The 16,958-nt window shown below is 55.7% G+C and carries 15 protein-coding genes; all 15 read right to left on the bottom strand.

What is annotated here, in order from left to right:
• Window positions 1-221 precede the first annotated feature (221 nt).
• The 15 genes from ABVT36_RS13230 to ABVT36_RS13160 all read right to left on the bottom strand — a co-directional run bounded on the left by ABVT36_RS13230 (window position 222) and on the right by ABVT36_RS13160 (window position 16,920).
• Window positions 222-1,601, bottom strand: a complete 1,380-nt coding sequence (locus ABVT36_RS13230; RefSeq protein WP_368456991.1) for an AgmX/PglI C-terminal domain-containing protein — start codon at window positions 1,599-1,601, stop codon at window positions 222-224.
• 9 nt (window positions 1,602-1,610) lie between these two features.
• Complete coding sequence (locus tag ABVT36_RS13225) at window positions 1,611-2,168, bottom strand: ExbD/TolR family protein (protein WP_368456990.1); 558 nt, start codon at window positions 2,166-2,168, stop codon at window positions 1,611-1,613.
• On the bottom strand, window positions 2,165-2,752 hold the full coding sequence (locus ABVT36_RS13220) for an ExbD/TolR family protein (protein ID WP_368456989.1): 588 nt from the start codon (window positions 2,750-2,752) through the stop codon (window positions 2,165-2,167). Before ABVT36_RS13220 ends, ABVT36_RS13225 begins: the two co-directional genes overlap by 4 nt.
• A complete protein-coding gene (locus tag ABVT36_RS13215) occupies window positions 2,752-3,501 on the bottom strand; it encodes a MotA/TolQ/ExbB proton channel family protein (protein WP_368456988.1) in 750 nt (249 codons plus the stop codon). Before ABVT36_RS13215 ends, ABVT36_RS13220 begins: the two co-directional genes overlap by 1 nt.
• A 70-nt stretch (window positions 3,502-3,571) precedes the next feature.
• Window positions 3,572-3,883, bottom strand: a complete 312-nt coding sequence (locus tag ABVT36_RS13210; protein WP_368456987.1) for a hypothetical protein — start codon at window positions 3,881-3,883, stop codon at window positions 3,572-3,574.
• A complete protein-coding gene (locus ABVT36_RS13205) occupies window positions 3,880-4,467 on the bottom strand; it encodes a tetratricopeptide repeat protein (RefSeq protein ID WP_368456986.1) in 588 nt (195 codons plus the stop codon). Before ABVT36_RS13205 ends, ABVT36_RS13210 begins: the two co-directional genes overlap by 4 nt.
• 5 nt (window positions 4,468-4,472) lie before the next feature.
• On the bottom strand, window positions 4,473-7,682 hold the full coding sequence (locus ABVT36_RS13200) for a tetratricopeptide repeat protein (RefSeq protein ID WP_368456985.1): 3,210 nt from the start codon (window positions 7,680-7,682) through the stop codon (window positions 4,473-4,475).
• Complete coding sequence (locus tag ABVT36_RS13195) at window positions 7,679-9,691, bottom strand: hypothetical protein (RefSeq protein WP_368456984.1); 2,013 nt, start codon at window positions 9,689-9,691, stop codon at window positions 7,679-7,681. The genes ABVT36_RS13200 and ABVT36_RS13195 overlap by 4 nt, the downstream gene beginning before the upstream one ends.
• Window positions 9,692-9,693: 2 nt before the next feature.
• Window positions 9,694-10,203 (bottom strand): hypothetical protein, encoded by a 510-nt coding sequence (locus tag ABVT36_RS13190; protein WP_368456983.1) that lies wholly within the window; start codon window positions 10,201-10,203, stop codon window positions 9,694-9,696.
• 294 nt (window positions 10,204-10,497) lie between these two features.
• Window positions 10,498-12,192, bottom strand: coding sequence for a BCCT family transporter (locus ABVT36_RS13185; protein WP_368456982.1), 1,695 nt, complete (start codon window positions 12,190-12,192; stop codon window positions 10,498-10,500).
• An 846-nt stretch (window positions 12,193-13,038) separates the two neighbouring features.
• Window positions 13,039-13,500 carry an isoprenylcysteine carboxylmethyltransferase family protein gene (locus tag ABVT36_RS13180; protein WP_368456981.1) on the bottom strand — a complete coding sequence of 154 codons (462 nt, stop codon included), beginning with the start codon at window positions 13,498-13,500 and terminating at the stop codon, window positions 13,039-13,041.
• A gap of 342 nt (window positions 13,501-13,842) precedes the next feature.
• Window positions 13,843-14,265: a GFA family protein gene (locus ABVT36_RS13175; RefSeq protein ID WP_368457036.1), complete on the bottom strand. Its 423-nt coding sequence runs from the start codon at window positions 14,263-14,265 to the stop codon at window positions 13,843-13,845.
• 349 nt (window positions 14,266-14,614) lie between these two features.
• Entirely contained in the window at window positions 14,615-15,013 is a 399-nt protein-coding gene (locus ABVT36_RS13170) for a hypothetical protein (protein WP_368456980.1), read from the bottom strand.
• A complete protein-coding gene (locus tag ABVT36_RS13165; protein WP_368456979.1) occupies window positions 14,988-15,611 on the bottom strand; it encodes a Panacea domain-containing protein in 624 nt (207 codons plus the stop codon). Before ABVT36_RS13165 ends, ABVT36_RS13170 begins: the two co-directional genes overlap by 26 nt.
• Window positions 15,612-15,984: 373 nt before the next feature.
• Window positions 15,985-16,920 carry a LysR family transcriptional regulator gene (locus ABVT36_RS13160; protein ID WP_368456978.1) on the bottom strand — a complete coding sequence of 312 codons (936 nt, stop codon included), beginning with the start codon at window positions 16,918-16,920 and terminating at the stop codon, window positions 15,985-15,987.
• Between the last annotated feature and the right edge of the window lie 38 nt (window positions 16,921-16,958).

The raw sequence follows: 16,958 nt of genomic DNA, 5'->3' as shown, positions 1-16,958 counted from the left end.
ACCGGGCAGACACTGCCCGGTGCGGCAACTTTAATTACAAATGAAAAAAATGGCCGTGAAGCAGGTCATAAATAACTGGTCGGCGGGCACAATTTTGCGGGATTGCCAAGTGGTTCCGGGAGGGCTTTGCCGGGGCTGTTCACCCCGGGCCCCGGCAAAGGAAAGACAGCAGCGCCGTCGGCCGGCAGCCTTTTTCCACGCGGGAAAAGGCTGCCCGATGGTCAGCTGTTGGGCAGAAAATCGATCGGGAAAAGAATGGTGATAGTGGGCACACCGGCCTTTTCGCCGAAATTAAACCGCTTCACCCGCGCCACAATTTTGGCGTTGAGCGCCGGCGAGTCCATATCGCTGGAGTCCACTTGCGCCAGGGATACGGAGCCGTCCGGTTCGATGGTGATCTTCAGCACCATCTTACCCTGCAGGGCGGGATTGTTGCGCAGCTCGCGGTTGTAGATGCGATACAGCGCAGCCTTGTAGCGGTCGAAAACAATCTGGATTTCCTCGTCGGTGCGGGATGGGCCGACGCCGTCGCTGAGCGGCCGGTCCTCGCCGGCAAAATCCCCCTCGCTGCCGATGGCGCTTTCCACCCGCGCAAACGCAACCCCCTCCAGCGCGGTGCCGCTGCCGCCCACATTGCGGCTCAGCTTGGCGGTGTTGATACCACCGCTGCCAGCGGTGGCGGCGGCGGTGATCAGTGAGCGCTGACTGCGGTTTTCCCGCTTGCCGGCGGTGCTCAGCTGGGTTTGCTGGCCGAGGCGGTAGTCGAGATCGTCCTCGATCAGGTCCTGGAAATTGTCCTTGAACGCCAGGACTCCGGCGCGCTCCGCTTTCTTCCGCGCCTGCTTCTTTTCCTCCTGGGCGGGCTTCGGATCCTGCTTGGCCACTTTCTGCTCCGGCTCGGGCTGGGGCTTTTTCTCCTCCTGCTTGGGCTTGGCCTGCTCAGGTTTTGGGGGTGGCTTCGGCTTGGTTTTCTTTTCGATCACCAGCTTTGCCAAACGCTCGGGAATCTCTATCACCTGATCCTCAGGTTCCGGCAGGGTCCACATGGGCACAGTCCAGCCCAGCAGCAAGGCCACCAGCAGCGAGGCCAGCAGACAGCGGCGGAATCGGCGCTCATCGTCGCCCTGGGTGTGCCAGGGCAGTACCGAGATGCGGCCGTCGGAGAGTTTCAGCTCGCGGGTGACCTCGAACTCGAACTGCGCCTCCTGCTCTTCCTGCTGGAGCTTTTGCGCCTGCTCATCCAGGTCGAAAAGGTCTTCCTCGCCCGCGGCGATCGCGTCCCGCAGCCACTGGCGCCGCTCCCGCAGAGCCCCGATACTGTCCTGGTAGCCCTCTACTGTGTGCTGCAAGCGCTGCAGCAGTTGTCGCGAAGCACCGTCGCGGTAATCCGGGCCCCAGAAGAGTTCACCGGCACCGATATCCTCAAGCCTGGAAAGCCGCGCGGAGATTTCACCCAGCAGCTGCTGCTTCTCCCCGTCCTGTTCCAGTTCCGCCAGCCTGGCATCGAGCTGCCGTTGCTCTTGCGCAAATTTATCAACGCGGCGGCGAACCTCTTCCTGCTCATCGCTGAGCACCCGCCTCTGTTGCAAAAAATTACTCACAGACTTCCGTTAACCTTGTGCCGCTTTCTGGATAACCGCCAATGAGACCTTGGTATAACCGGCCTCGGTACAGCTGGACATGACTTTCTTGAGTAAGCTGAAGGGTATGCCGCGATCCGCGAGAATATTCACCTCCGGCGGCGGCACTTCCAGCCCGGCGTCCGGTGTCGCACCGTCGCCCTCCCCCGCCTGTGCATCGCCGGCACTGGATGTCGCCACCAGAATCGCCTTGTCCATCTCCGCAATCATGGCTTCCTTGATCGCCTCTATAATGATGCCCTCGCTGTCGATCACCTCCGCAGTGGCAATCACCGGCTTGGCTTCAATCAGGATTTCCTCATCGGTCACCATCAGGGTTACCGTTTCCCGCGGCTTGGATTCCACCACCGAATCCGGCAGGGTGATCACCTTAGGGGGCTCCAGCGCCTCGTTGCTGGAGGTGTTGGTCAAGAGGAAAAACACCAGGATGGTGAACACGTCCATCAGGGATGTCAGGTTCATAGCGGCGGTTTTCTTGCGCTTGTGGCTGCGCGCCATGCGCTTCATGCGTCGGCTTTCACGTCTCACGGCGCATCTCCTATGGAAATATCCGGGAAGAGCGCCACTCGCTCCACCGCATCCGGGTCATCCGGATCACTGCCTTCCGCGCGAACGTCGGCGCTGCGCACGGTATCCATGATGCCCACCAGGTATTCGTAGGCGATGTCCTCTTCCATCAACAGAATGCTGTCGGTCTTGTCCGGATAACTGGCTTTTACCTCCAGCAGGAATTCCCGCAGCCGACGCAGGTCGTAAACCTCGTCGGTGAAGGGCAATGCCTGCGGCTGGTCACCGCCAGTGCCGGCCAAAGCCGTATCCTCTCCAGCCTCCGCTTCTGCCGACAGGTCTATCAGGTTGGGAAACCGCGCGATCACCTTTTCGCCATCGCTGATTTCCAGCGCCGACTTGCGCACCACCACTTCCACCGTCACGGTGGGATCGTCCGGGGCGCCGCCGCCGGCGCCGCTGGGCATATTCAGCTCCAGAATTGTGACCCGGGAAAATACCGCCGATACCAGCAGAAAGGGCACCAGTACCACCATCAGGTTGAGGAAGGCAGTGATATCCAGCTCGGGAGCCTCTTTGCTTCTCCCGTGGCGCCGCCTTCTCATCACACTTTTTCCGTCGCTTGATCTTTGACCGCGCTGTCCGGCTTCGCGGCCTGGTGCTTCTGCACAGGCCGCGGGGCAGCGGTCTCACCGCCACCCGCCTGTACGTCGCCGCGGCGGCGTGAGGAGACACTGATGATATTCAGCGCCTTGACGGACACCATTTCCAGGCTGTCGATGATTTCACCGGTTAGGGAGTTGAGCAGGGCATGTAGGATCAGCAGCGTAATACCCACCATCAGACCAAACGCAGTGGTGTTCATCGCCACCGAGATACTGGCGGAAAGCAGGTCCGCCTTTTCCGCCGGGTTGGCATTGGCCACCGCGGTAAAGGCTTCGATCAGACCCATAATGGTACCCAGCAGGCCCAGCAGCGTGGCGATGTTGGAAAAGAGTGCAACGTAGGGGGTGCGCTTCTCCAGCTGCGGAATGATTTCCATCATGCTCTCTTCCATCGCGATTTCTATATCCTCGCGGCGGCGAACGGCGCCCTGGCGGGCCAGCCCCATGCTCAGCAGCTTGCTCACACCGGAATTGTCCTGTTTGACCAGGTTGCGCGCGCGATCAAAATCCCCGGAAGTGAGAATCGGCTGCAATTTGTCCCACATGGCGCGATTGGTGTGGCGTTCATAAAGCAGGCGAATATAGCGTTCTATGGCCACCGCTCCGCCAAGCGCGAGCACCACGAGAATGGGGTACATGAAGGCACCGCCAGTCTGGAAGAACGCGATAACGCTATTGAAAAAATTCATTGCAAACCCTCTTAAAATACACTGCAGTAACTTCGGCGTTCCCGCCCGCGAAATTTGCTCGCCAAGCTGATTATTTTTGCTCCAGGCTCAACTGATAAAATACCAGCTCCCGGGAAAAAACCTCCTTGTCCAGAGGTTTAAGTTCTCCGTCCATCAAACTGGAGACCAGATCGCTCTCGACACCCACCTCGGAACTTTTCCACGGCACTATGTACAGCGATTTTGGCGCTTCCTTGTTGCCGATGATCGATATACCGGAAAGCTCCTTGACCTCCTTATCGACCTTTTTATCCCCGTCGGACACCTGCTCCTGGGCAGCGGCACCGAAAGCCAGCGACATCGCCAGGCAAACACAGCTTCCCATTGCACCGATACATCTCATTGGCCTGCCCTCCTGTTCAGATCCGCTACCCAGATAGTCACGTCCTTATCCTCGGGCTGCAACTGCAGGTAGTGCTGGAATTGTGCCAAAGCGCAAGGCACATCCTGCAGATAGAGATCACACAATATTCCTAAATTTTTAATTAGCGGACCATAATCCGGATGTTTTGCCAAAGCGCTCACATAAAGCGATCGGGCCTGTTCAAACTCGCCCTGCTTGCGATAAAGCACAGCCAGTTCATTTGTGGCCACTGGATGTTGCGGCTCTATTTCCAGTGCCCGCAGGAAAGCCTCCTGCGCATTTTCCCGCTGACCGGATTTGTAATAGGCGATACCCAGGTTGACATAGGGTGCCGGCAGCCGCTGTTCGCGGTCGACGACGCTTTGCAGAAGCTCTATCGCCTCTGCATAGTCCTGCGCGCGCAAATACTCCAGCGACCTCTGAAAATCCCTCGTTACGCCGGCGGCGACCCGGACTGAGGCATAATCGTCCACCCTGCCCCCCGGGGATGGGGCCGAGGCGCAGGATGCGAGCAGCATGACGCACAGCAGTGCGGCGCTCAGCGATGAGAATTTCGCGACCATAACCATCACCCCTGCGGCTCCGCACCGGTCCGGGAGAGGTCCGCGCTCACCTCGTCCGCGGCGGGCGCCGCACTCAGGGCCGGAGTGGTCTCCTGCGGCTGCTCCTGTGTCACCGGCCCAGGCACCAGCGTCTGCATATAGTCTCCCACCTGTTCCAGTCGCGCGTAGCGGGCCGGCACCAACGCCGCCAGCTCGGCGATACTCTTTTCGATCCAGTCGTTATAGATACCGAAACCCAGCAGCTGGACGTTTTTCTCGTGCACGGAAATGGCTCTTTCCTCAAACGGATAAATCTGTTCCTCCAGTGCCAGCTCGTACTCCTCCAGCTCCAGCGGGCTGAGGTTGCCGGGCCGTTCGGAGTCCTTCAGGGCCAGGCTGAAATGCAGGTAAATTTCCCCCAGGTAATAGGTTGCGGCCGCGGTCACGTCGGCCACCTGGTAGTCGATCAGGGCTGAGAAAGCGCCGACTGCCGCCTTCATACGGGTGCGCTTGAGATTCAGGTTCTGCTCGATGGGGTTCACCAGCCGAATCCCGGTGAACGCCTCGAAGCTGGGTTCCGCCAACACCAAAGCCCCGTGACCGGCGAGGTAGCGGGTGCGTTCGGTGCGCTGATCGCCAGCCTCCAGTTCCTCGGCGACCATGGACCTCAACTCGGCCAGATAGGCGTTGGTATTGCCTCTGCTGCGGAGCAGGTCGGCAATTTTCTGCCGTGTTTCCAGTGCCGGCTCCAGCGGACTGGGAAACAATTGGACATAGCGCTGCCAAACGGCCATTGCCCTGTCACCGCTGTCGGCCGCCTGGTAGAGATCCGCCGCCTGAGTCAGGGCTTCGCGGCGCACTGCTTCATCCCCGGACTCGCGCTCGATGCGCTCGAACTCCGCCGCGGCCAGCAGCAGTTCGCCGGCCTCCTGGTAAACCACCGCCAGCTTCTTGGTTACCTCTTTGATCAGCTCGTGGTCGGGGAAATTTTGCCGAAACGCCCGCAACACCCCCGCCGCCTGCTGCCAGTCCTGCACCGCAATCAGCGCGGCCGCCGCATCGTATTCCGCCGTCGCCAGAATGGAGGCCCCCGGCGCAGCACTGCGGATGCGCAGGAAGTGCTGCGCTGCCGCCGCATAGTCCTCCTGCCCGCGGGCGCGGTCGCCCTGCTGGTAAATAGAAGCGGCCAGGTTGTCGATCAGACCGGCCCGGTCCTCTGCATCGACACCGGTCATAGCGATAGCCTCGCCATAGGCCCCCTCTGCGTCGGCGAAGGCCCCGGTTTCAAACGAAGCGTGGGCCACCGTAATCCAGGCGGAACGGCGAATGCTGCTGTCGGCCGCGGGAAATCGCTCCAGCAGCAATCGGCCGTTGGCGATGGCGGGAGTAAAATCCTTTAGTCCGTAGAGGTCCTCGACCGCGCCTAGGAGCACCTGCGGCGCCTTTTCTTGTTGCGGGAAGCTATCCGCAAAAGCCAGCGACGAACGGATAATCTCGCGGCTGAAAGGTTCCCGCGTGGCCGCCGGAGCATCCTTCAGGGCGACATCCATGTGCTGGCGATAGGCGTAGACCGCCGCATAACCCGCCTCGCTGGAGTCCTTGTGGGCGGGATAATCATAAGCGGTGCGCTCATACTCCTGCGCGGCCTGGTGAAAGTCCCCGTTTTCCAGCATCAGGCCCGCGAGCTGATAGTTCATGTCCGCGGCGCGCGGCTTGTCGCCGAAAGAGGCGAGATAAGCGCGATACCAGTGAATTGCCTCGCGGTAGTGCTCGCCCTTTTTGTCTTTCAGGCGCTTGTTCTGATACGCAGCATGATAGTGGCCGGCGAGGTCGATCAGGTTGCTCTGCAAGAATTCAACCACCAGACCGTACTCGCCAATATCGAACACTTCCCAGTAGGGCGCCTGCAGCGCATAGGTTGTGGCGAATTCCTTCTTGGCGTCCAGCACCAGTTTCGGGAAGCCGCCCTGCTGGTAGATCTCGATGATGCGGATGGAAAAATCCGGCGCGACCCTGTGCAATGGGTTGCGCTGGACAAAGGTGTCATAGGCTTTCGCCGCATCCTGGTAGCGCCGCTTGTTCAGATAGTATTCGCCCAGGTGGCTGTACACATAGGATTCGTATTTGCGCTCCCCCCTGCGGGAAAAGTAATCCACTACGGATTCCGCGCCGCCCAGGTAGGAAAAACTCAGACTGATAACGCGGAATGTGTCCTCGACATGTTTGCGTTCGACCTCATTGGTCTGCTGTTCCAGGTCGTACCCCTGCGCCAGCTTGTAGTCCAGCATGGTGACATAATCGTCCAGCGCCATCTCGTACATATCCTGCTTGAACAGCGCCCAGCCGCGCTTGTACAGCGCCAGCTCATAGAAACTGGAGACAACCCCCATCCCCACCACGCGGCCGTAAGCCTCCTCCGCGTCCAGGTATTTCCTGCGGGTAAAATAGTATTCACCGAGGCGAAACCAGGCTTCATCGAGATGCCGCGAATCCGGGTATTGCGCCACCAGCTGGCGCAACACTGCCACCGCCTCCTCTATCTGCCCACTCTCCTCGTAGGCTCGCGAGAGTTGGTAGATCACCTGGTCATTGCGGTCGTACAGGGGGTATTTGGCCAGCAGATCGCGGTACAGCGCTATGGCATCGCGGGTGTTCGCCGCCAGCAGCGCATCCGTATCGGCCCCGGGTACCTGCAGTGGTGCAGCATCCGTCGCCACCTCGATACCGGCTGAGACGCGGGCCTCGAATTCACTGTCCGACTCACCACCGGTATTTACCGGCGGCGCAACAGGGGGGCTGCCGGCGCTCGCAACCACCACCGAGGCATTGACCCCCTTTGGCGCTTCCAGCGGGGTGCCAGCAGGGCCGGCAGGCTGCGCCGCATCGATGGATACCACTTCACCCGATGTACCGGTCGCGCCCGCCGCCGCATCTATGTCACTCTCCTCCGCCCTATGGGCCTGTTTGATTTTCAGGTCGGCAATACGGCGCATGGCCTCGGGCGTCAGACCGGATTCCGGGGTTTCCTGCAGATAGCGCTGGTAGCTGGCCAGGGCTTTTTCGAGACTGCCATCGATATACTCTTCCTTGATTTCAATATCGACGCTGTGCAGGCTGCCGATAGTACCGCTGTCGCTGGTGGCACAACCGCCCAGTAACACCGCTGCCGAAACCATTGCCAGCGCGCGATAATCACCCAGGGCGTCGCCCAATATTTTTTTCCTGCAGGCTCTCATTCCCCGTCCTCCCCGCCTGCCTGCGGCGGCGTCAATTCCGGCGGTGTATCGCCGGGCAGAGGCTCACCATCCTCTTTGCGGTGCTGCTCTATCTTGCGCTGATCTGCGTTGCGCTCCTGTAGTTCGTTGGCACGGTCGTAACTGTCTGCCAGCGCAAAACGCGCTTTGATCTGGTAGCTCTCCAACTGGCTGCGGCGCCGCTCCAACTCGCGGATAGCCAGCGTTTCCAGCATATTGCCCTGCCGCGCCATCAACAGCTCCAGCCGCTCCTGGGCCCGCTGCAGGCGCCCCCGCAACCCGGTGATGGTTCCGCCGTAACCCACATAACTGTGGGTGGCCGCCTGGCGGCTGCGCACGAATGACCGATACACCGTTTGCAATTTGGCGATCTCTGTATTCAGTTGCTGCAAGTGCTTGTAGGCCTGGGTGAGACGCGCGTCGTACTCAGTGGCCAGGCGCCACTGCAATAGCCCCTCGAGGCGGGCCAGGCGCGCCTCGATCCCAGCCCCGTAGCCGGCCGGGTTGCGCTCAATGACCCGGCGCAGGCGCTGCAACTCCAGCCTCGCTTCCTGTTCCCCCGTATTGGCGAGGAATTCCGGCCGGCGGGTGACAAGCATCTGCTCGATCCGCGCGGCAAACTTGTCCCGTTGCTCGGTGCGCAGCTTGATACGCGCGTCCAACTGGCGAAACTGCCCGTCGAGCTGCGGTAACAGCGGTTCATAGTAGGCGCGGCGCAGGGCAATGAGGTTGACGTAGGCATCGAGACTGTTGAGCCAGTCCTGATTGCGCTCGAACAAATCGTTGAGGTCGCGGTAGTTGTGTAGGAATTCCTGGTAATCATTGGACGCCATCAGGTCCAGGAGATAATGGGTCTCGGGGGCACCGGGAATGTCCCGCAGTGCCACCACCCAGTTCTGTACCTGGGCGGCCTCTTTGCGGCGCAGCGCTTGTAAAAATTTTCCCTGGCGGATGCTGTTGATGGAAGCGGTCAGGGTATCCACCTCACCGCCAAAGGCATCCAGCGCGCGGCCGTAATTAATGGCCGCGGTACTGTGCACATCCAGTTTGCCGTAGGCATAGGGCACCGCAAGCATGGCTTCCTGCACAGATTCATCGGTGCCTTTGCGCCCCTGCAAAATTTTCCAGGGCACCAGCGCCCGGTCGTAGTGTTCAGAGCGGGCCTCTACCCAGCCGGCGCCGAGCAGGGCCCGGTTGGAAAAGGGGCCCTCGAGATTTACCCGGTCGAAATAGGGCCGTGCCAGTGCCAGTTCACCGGTCTCCATCAGGTGTGAGCCGAGCAGGAGATTGGTCTTGTCGTACAGGGCCTGCTGCACCGGATCGTCACTGCGCCGCCGTCCCAGCGCCGTCAGCTCGACCACACCCCGCTGGGGCTGGCCCGATTTCAGCAACGCAATACCCAGATTGAATTCAACGAAGCCATCAAGGCCAGCCTCCCCCTTCAGGCCCTGCAGCAGTGTGATCGCCTCCTCAAAACGCCCCAGCTCCATATACACCCGCGCACGCAAAAACTGCTCATCCGCGCGCACCCGCTCGGGCACCCGTCCCTCGATCAATTCCAAGGCATGCAGGGCATTGCGCGGCTGCTGCTTGTGGTAGTGTATCTTTGCCAGCCGGTAGGCGGCCTCGTTGCGCACCGGTTGCGGCACATTGCCCTTCAGCACCGCCTGCACGGCGCGCCCCGCCTCGCGGTGCATACGGTAGGAAAGCTCGAAATCACCGACGGAAAATGCCGCCTGGCTGAAGTGGGCGGTGAAAGGGTCCAGCTCCGGCTCATCCAGAGACAGATACTGGTTGAGTTCGGTATCCAATTCTGCGATCGCGTCGAAGTAGTTTTCCTGATAGGCCTCGAACATGGCCTCACCAAAAAACAGGTCCTTCAACTGATCCTCAGTATCAACGGCAGCCACCGCGGTGGGTGCGGCCAGCGTTGCGGCGGCGATCAGGGGCGCGAGTGCGCCTGCCAGAGCGGAGACCGGGCGGGAAGACATGCTTACCAGTCCTTGAAGTCGATCTTGGACTCGGTACCAGCGATCTTGATCTCCACGAACTTGGGCCCCACCTCCTTGTGGACGGCATAACTCGCCGTAGCCCGGTAGTCCCTGCCGGACCCGGACTTGCCGATATAGCTCACTTCCAGTGGGTGATTGCCGGCCTGGACATTGGCGGTGTAAATGCGCTGCACACCTCCCTTGTGCAAAGCCTCAATCTCCCGGAAAGTGTAGAGGTGGTGCGCAACCACCTCACCGTTCAACTTGACTTCCACCGACTCCAGGTCGAACCCGTCGGGCCCCTGCAGAGAGACGAAGAATGAAGCCTGGGTGCTGGAGGGAAAGAGCAGCTTCTCCTCCAGACGGGTCAACTCGGAAGTCAGGTCGATCACATCCTTTTTCACATCCTGAACCTGTTCGTCCAGGCCGCGAATGTCGTTGCGATCGATATTCTGTGCCAAACCGACCGTTGCGAACAGCGCAAATACTGTTAACTGTAGAATTCTGCACATGTGATCTACCCCTGACCCCACCTCTAACAAACAGACACCGCCCGATTGGGAGCATTTACCGCAAGCGCGGCAATGGCTCCAGTGAGCGGGTTCTGAACAGGCGGAATTGTATACAGTAAGCCAGTTGTTAAATGTGCGTCAGGTCAAATCTAGGACATCGCAGGGATGTGGACTTGACTTAGGCCTTCCCCAACGGAAAGGTCCACAAGCGCTGCGTATCGCCGAAGCTCGGGAATTAGGGGGACTACAGGGTACCATCGGCACCCCGCCCCATTGAACAGGAATTGACCTGGGCTAAAGGCGGGAGGGGTGGCTGCCGGGATCACCCTCTATATGGGGCTTATCATCATGTGACACACCATGCTCGGACGGGCCGGGTATTTCCCAGTCGCCCTCTTTGCTCCAGGGATCGTCCTCGGGGAAATCCTCTATGTAGATTTCCTTCTCCTCGTAATCCGGCTGGTAGCGCACATCGTAGTTTCCGGCCTTGACAATCGATACACACAGCAGGAGTGCCACCACAAGCAGGGGAACACCACCTATGACACTGGCGGTCTGCAGCGTCTCCAGACCGCCGAGGAACATCAGGGTAATCGGCATCACAGACAGGGCAAATGCCCAAAATACCCGATTCCAGCGCGCAGGTTCCTCATCCACCTCCTTTTGCACCACGGCGGCCAGAATGTAGGAGATAGAATCAAAAGTCGTCGCAGTAAAGATCAACGCGAGCACAGTGTAAACCAGGATAACCAGCCTGCTGACCGGTAGCGTCTGTAATATTGCGAATATGGTCGCTGTGGCCCCCTGCTCATTGAGCATCCGCACCACATCCAGTTCTCCGGAAAACTGCAGGTATACACCGTAATTTCCGAGAACCATAAAAAACAGAAAACAGCCCAGAGTCCCAAAGAATATAGATCCCACCACCATGGCCCTGATTGTTCGGCCACGGGATATCCGCGCAATAAACAGACCGACACTAGGTGCAAAAACCAACCACCAGGCCCAGTAAAAAATGGTCCAGTCCTGCGGAAAATGCGTATCCGGGAACTGTTCGAACTGAGAGAAGGGCTCGGTCCAGGATGCCATGTGAAAGATGTTGTCCAGTACTCTACCCAGGGCATCCAGGCCGGTATTCAGCATGAAGAGTGTGGGCCCCACGGTGAATACAAAAACAAGCAACACCACTGAAAGCCACATATTGATGTTGGACAATGCGCGAATGCCGTTTTTTAAGCCCACAAAGGCGCTGTAGCCAAAAATAAGGGTACATATCATCAGCACCAGGATTCGCGTGCCCAGGCCATTGGGCACGCCCAGCAGCTCGTGAGCCCCCTCAGTAATCAGGGGCGCAGCGATTCCCAGGGTAGTGGCGCCCCCTCCCAACATACCGAAAACGAAGAGTACATCGATCAACTTGCCTATACCGCCCTTGGCCCGCTCCTCACCCAGAACCGGCATCAGTGCCTCACTGATCTTGAGGACACTGCGGTTTCTCACATAGTAAAAATAAGCAATGGGCAGGGCTGGTATCAGATAAATGGACCAGGCCAGCGGGCCCCAGTGAAATATTCCGTAGGCCACCGCCCAGCGCACCGCATCAGGTGTACCGCCCTCAACTTGAAAAGGCGGAGTCTGGTAATAATAAATCCACTCCACCATCGACCAGTAGAGGATGGATGCCCCGATACCGGAGCAGAATAGCATCGAAGCCCAGGAGAGAGTGGAGAATTCAGGGTCCTCCTCCGGGGTCCCCAACTTTATCTGGCCAATGTCGCTGAATATGATATAGATCATAAACAATATTGCCCCGACACCCAGCAGCAGATAAAAGACTCCAAGTTTATCGGTGACGAAATTCTTTGCGGCGGAGACCTGTTCCGCTCCCGCCTCGGGAAACAAAATCAAAGGTACCGTGACCAATAGTAACAATGCCAATGAACCAAAAAAAGTAGGCTTGTCGATAATTTTTGCGAAATTCTTTGTCAATGTACCTCTCCAAAGCCTCTTACAAATTGCTACATACTGCGCTTCAGCCCAAGATGGTGAAGAGCCCCGGGCCTGAAGCCAAGGGTGACTGGCACCCCAAATTGATCGGCCTATCACCGATCCACCTCACTTCTTTGACCACCGTATGCCCCTCGCCTGACGCTGACAGGTGTGGATACTGAGGGGCAATTTACCTGGCGGGCGGAGCATGGCCTCACGCGGTAGTATTGTCCAGCCCTGGAACTTGGTCTCACCGCAATCGATCATTCATCTACTATAGAACAAGCCATATTCGGCTATGACACAAACCCCGCCCCTGAATCCCACGACCGTTCCCGCATTGGCTGCTTGCGCCCATGGCAAGATGTCTCACCCCCCCCAACAACCTCCTAAAGAGGGCGCATAACGGCTAAAAGAGCCCCAAGACCCTGGACTGGCATCGACACCTTTTTCATCACCATAGGGCTGTCACCCCTCGCGCATCCAGGTGATAGCCTGTCAGTGAAGTCTCTGATCCACAGATTGTGGAACTGGGATATGGACATATAAAGGCAAGGGAGGGCAAGCTATACGGCCGGGAACCCGCCACCAGGAAGTAGCGAAGGATAGCAGAAGTTTTCTGCCTTCCCCCCGCGATTACCAAGTTGGAGTAGTATACTGAGTGACAAAGTAGCCCAGCGAATCTATACAGCCCATGGGTAAAAAGTCAAAATAGAAAGTAAAGGGCACGAACCAACAGAGGTATAATTTTCCCGACTCGCAATTTAAGCGCATTCATGAACGGGGCGAAGCAACAAATGATTGCAAATTTTGCGGTTACTCATCGACTACATAAAATCACAACGATTAAATCCATCTGCGCACATTTTTCTGGTAGCTTGTAAACTCTTCTCCAAAAAGTTTGACCAGAGCCTCCTCTTCAGGCTTTATTTGAAAAACATTCATATAGACAATAAAAAGTGGTATCAGAAACATGGAAAATATGCTTTGTAAAAATACGGACAAACCTACTAGAAACAGCACGAAGCCCAGATACATTGGATTTCTGGTGTATTTGTAAATACCTGTTTGGACCAAACTTGAGGAGGAGCCCGGATTTATTGGATTGACAGTGGTATCTGCCCGCCTAAAACTGACAACGCCGAGTATCACGATTAGTGCGGATATGGCACTAAGCAATCCGAAAACGATGTTTTTAAAGTACCTATGCAAATCAATCTGTGGTAACGCCAAAGAGACAACCCACATAAACACCGAAAATAAAAATACCAATAGAACCGGTGGAATTTTTAACTCAAGATATTTCATATTAATATTCCAACTGCTAACTCAGCAATCCAATAGACTATCCCTCGCGATTGGATTGTCGCCCTTAAAAACCTGCGTAATTAGGCCAATTGGCTTGCGTCGACCGCTACCCGGCGAGGGCACATCCTTGTACTGCACCAATCCGGCGGCCTATTTAGCTGTCGGGTTAAAAATCTGTCAAATCCACAGCTCAAAGCGGCGCCCTTAAAAGCTACAAAGGCATGACTTCACGCCTGGCTTGTTCTAAATACAACACTCTCTATAGATGTAATTGCGGACAAAGGGTCTGCAAATATACTGGGCCTATCCTACCTAAGGACCATCGGTTATATTTTAGTCCGATTATAGATTTGTTTCCCTCACCCGACCCTCACTCCCCGGCCAGGATTCATACTGTGGCAATCCATCACATATTTCATACCAGGACGCTTTTGAGGCGGTAAAGATATTCGCCTCCGGCTTTGACTCCACGCCTTCCAAAGGGCCCAGTGCAACACCTATCACATCGGGATTATTTTCATAGGTACTATGCAGCGGTGACCCACAGACTTTGCAGAAATACTTGGTCACATTATCCGACGACTTAAATGTACTTAGCAATTCCTTTCCAGATAATAATTTAAATTGGGAAACGTCTATTGAAGCCCGGGAACGAAATGGAGCCCCATGCCATCGCCGGCACTTGGAGCAGTGACAATTGAATACTGCGCCCAATTTACCAGATATCTCATACTGCACAGCCTCACACAGGCATTTTCCTTGCATTTTCTTCATTATTTCTCCTAAAAATCAAAACACTCAACAACTGCCAAGTACATCTAAGCGAAACGTCCCCTCTACTCCCCGTCATGAAACTGTATCATGTAGTGGTTATCACGGAGATCAGGCTTAAAACCCTTGATAAGTATAATTTATTGGACCGCGAGCATCTGATGCACTAGCAAGAAATATGTACGGACTAATTTCGGGGAAAGGCTCAATTGGTTGCAAATTTACCCCTATACCCCATCAAAGCTGGTGTATCGCCCTTATGACCGTAAAACGGTGTAAATTTTGCACTGAACTGTGTTTTAGTATGAGGTGAGTAACCGACTTCATTGGCCTGTGAAGAAACTTAGCTGCTCCCGCGTGCCCTCGCTTTCCAGATAAAGTGTTGTATTGCTATAGTAGCGAAGGCCCCACTCGCGATCTTCCAAATATCCTTGATCAGGGCAATCACCTTATCAGGATTATCCAACAGATAAACTCCATAATTCAGCAATAAAAAGGACACGAACAAGGTCGCCAATACAATTAGAAAAATTGCTGTATATCCCGCCATCCAATAAATATGGCGCTTCACATTAACTACGGTCTTGGACAAACCATAGTCGTCTTCTTCCCGCAATCGGTTTAAATCTGTGATATCTTTCTGGCTGGGTGGAAATCGTTCCCTGACTGCTTCAGATGCCTGTTCTGCTCCTTTATTCCTCAGGTCATCGACTAATTCATGCCGCTGGTCTAGCTCCTGCACTGTTATCTTCCTTGACAATGACGTCTCGTATAAATTTTTTATAATGTTCTTTAATCAAATCATCAGGAATTTTTTTGTATTTACTATTGGGTTTGTAGGTAACCGCCCATGGAGTTTCCGGCTGATGCGTCATATCTACCAGATCAAAGGCGGAATACTGTCTATATACCTCCCAAACGTAATTTAAAATAAACAGTAGATCCTCGTCATCATCAGGGATACTTGGAGTGAGCATTTTAGATGCCAGAGAGCCATCTTCCATCTCCATCAACTCAAACTCAACCGCCCTATGGGTTATTGGGCGCGGACCATATCCTTTGAATTCATGGTAGAGGGAAGCCACCACAGGGCCAAACTTCCAGGCTTCAAGTCCTTCGCCATCTAAAATATCCCGTCCCAAAGCTGCCAAAGCCCAGCCGTAGGCTATCGCAACCAGCTTCATCAGCTTGAGCATGGTTAGCGATTCTCCGGCGTTTTTGGCTCTGTCCAGGAAAAAATTGGCGATATGTGCGGAACAAATGGGAATTGTCATTTCGCTCGTCAGGTAGTGCCCTCTCTCTTCATGAGAGCGGCTCTCATTCGCAGCGTGGTTCCCCATGCTTTACACCTCAATCGGTAGCCTATTACCCTGTCAGGACCTCCGGATTCTAATCCAATCCCACCATCAACGCTGATCATTTTTTATCCGGGAGCTTGACTATCAGGTAACTTGCGTTGATTTATGCGCCTTTTTCTTGCCTTCACCCCTCCATCCATACCCAGTACCCAGGAGCGTTAGATATAGAGGCAACTTCCCGACGCAGCTAACGATCACTGATTCCGGTTGTGACTTTAAGTCCCAATAGCCGCTGTCGCCAGAAATACCACCGTCACACTCAAAGGAAATTGCTGCCAGAAAGCATCATTAATCGCTTAACCAGAAATCGCCCAGTAAGGGGGTAGCATTTGATGTTTCAGCTGCTTTTTTACAGTCAGCTCCTGGCAAGCTCACCGTGCAATAGGCTCCTGCCCTCCTCTTCAACGTATCGCAGGAATTCTGCCGCTATCACAGTTTGGCGCTTTGCTTTTGACCAGACAAAAAACCAGTGGGAATCAATGGGGAGTTCACGCACAGGCAATTTCACCAGACCAGATTGTCCACCGTAAGCCAGAGTATGGGCGGAAAGGATAGAAATTCCTAATTTTGACATAACCAGATGTTTAATGGCCTCATTGCTCTCGATGGTCATTTTTATATTCAGCTGTATTTTATGCTGACGTAAAAACTCCTCCACTGCGTGTCGAGTACCCGATCCCTGCTCGCGAATCAAAAAAGGTTCTTCGAGCAAATGCTTCAGAGACAACCGGCTTCGCTTAGCCAGTGGATGATCCTCATAGGCAATGGCAACCAGCGGATTGTCCAGAAATTCAATACTTTCGGTTTCGATGTCCTGCGGCGGGTGGCTGAACACATAGAAATCGTCTACACCCTGCTTCAAGCGTTCAATGGTCTGTTTACGGTTTCCGACTTTCAATTGTATATCTATGCCCGAATACCGTTCGCAAAAGGGGCCAAGCAGGTGCGGAATAAAGTACTGCGAGGTATTGACTACCGCCAAGCGCAGAGTACCGGATTTGAGTTCGCGCATACTGTTTAGCGACTGGTCCAAACGGGCAAAACTATCCAGCACATCGACGGCCGTCTTGACTAGTGCCAGTCCGGCATCGGTGAATACCAATTGCCGCTGTGAGATATCGTAGAGCGGGGTACCGATCGCCTGCACCAACTTTTTCATTTGCATCGAGACTGTGGGCTGTGTCAGGTGCAGCGCTTTAGCTGCCCCATTGATGCTGCCGTGATCGTGTACAGCCAGCAGAATCTCTAATTGTCGCAGGGTACCCACATGGGCGTGTAGTCGCGATTTCATAATGCTCCCATCAATTTCAGCCGACAGCTACTGCCAAC

Origin of the sequence: Microbulbifer sp. TYP-18 (genome assembly GCF_040932045.1) — a bacterium.
Lineage (GTDB): Bacteria > Pseudomonadota > Gammaproteobacteria > Pseudomonadales > Cellvibrionaceae > Microbulbifer.
Note: the sequence above shows the minus strand (reverse complement) of the source record. Positions and strands in the feature narration are given on the sequence as shown.

Excerpts from the sequence above, each read along its gene's own strand:
- ABVT36_RS13220 (WP_368456989.1), bottom strand. The coding sequence starts at position 2,752 with ATGAGAAGGCGGCGCCACGGGAGAAGCAAAGAGGCTCCCGAGCTGGAT.
- ABVT36_RS13215 (WP_368456988.1), bottom strand. The coding sequence starts at position 3,501 with ATGAATTTTTTCAATAGCGTTATCGCGTTCTTCCAGACTGGCGGTGCC.
- ABVT36_RS13210 (WP_368456987.1), bottom strand. The coding sequence starts at position 3,883 with ATGAGATGTATCGGTGCAATGGGAAGCTGTGTTTGCCTGGCGATGTCG.
- ABVT36_RS13205 (WP_368456986.1), bottom strand. The coding sequence starts at position 4,467 with ATGGTCGCGAAATTCTCATCGCTGAGCGCCGCACTGCTGTGCGTCATG.
- ABVT36_RS13200 (WP_368456985.1), bottom strand. The coding sequence starts at position 7,682 with ATGAGAGCCTGCAGGAAAAAAATATTGGGCGACGCCCTGGGTGATTAT.
- ABVT36_RS13195 (WP_368456984.1), bottom strand. The coding sequence starts at position 9,691 with ATGTCTTCCCGCCCGGTCTCCGCTCTGGCAGGCGCACTCGCGCCCCTG.
- ABVT36_RS13190 (WP_368456983.1), bottom strand. The coding sequence starts at position 10,203 with ATGTGCAGAATTCTACAGTTAACAGTATTTGCGCTGTTCGCAACGGTC.
- ABVT36_RS13180 (WP_368456981.1), bottom strand. The coding sequence starts at position 13,500 with ATGAAATATCTTGAGTTAAAAATTCCACCGGTTCTATTGGTATTTTTA.
- ABVT36_RS13175 (WP_368457036.1), bottom strand. The coding sequence starts at position 14,265 with ATGCAAGGAAAATGCCTGTGTGAGGCTGTGCAGTATGAGATATCTGGT.
- ABVT36_RS13165 (WP_368456979.1), bottom strand. The coding sequence starts at position 15,611 with ATGGGGAACCACGCTGCGAATGAGAGCCGCTCTCATGAAGAGAGAGGG.
- ABVT36_RS13160 (WP_368456978.1), bottom strand. The coding sequence starts at position 16,920 with ATGAAATCGCGACTACACGCCCATGTGGGTACCCTGCGACAATTAGAG.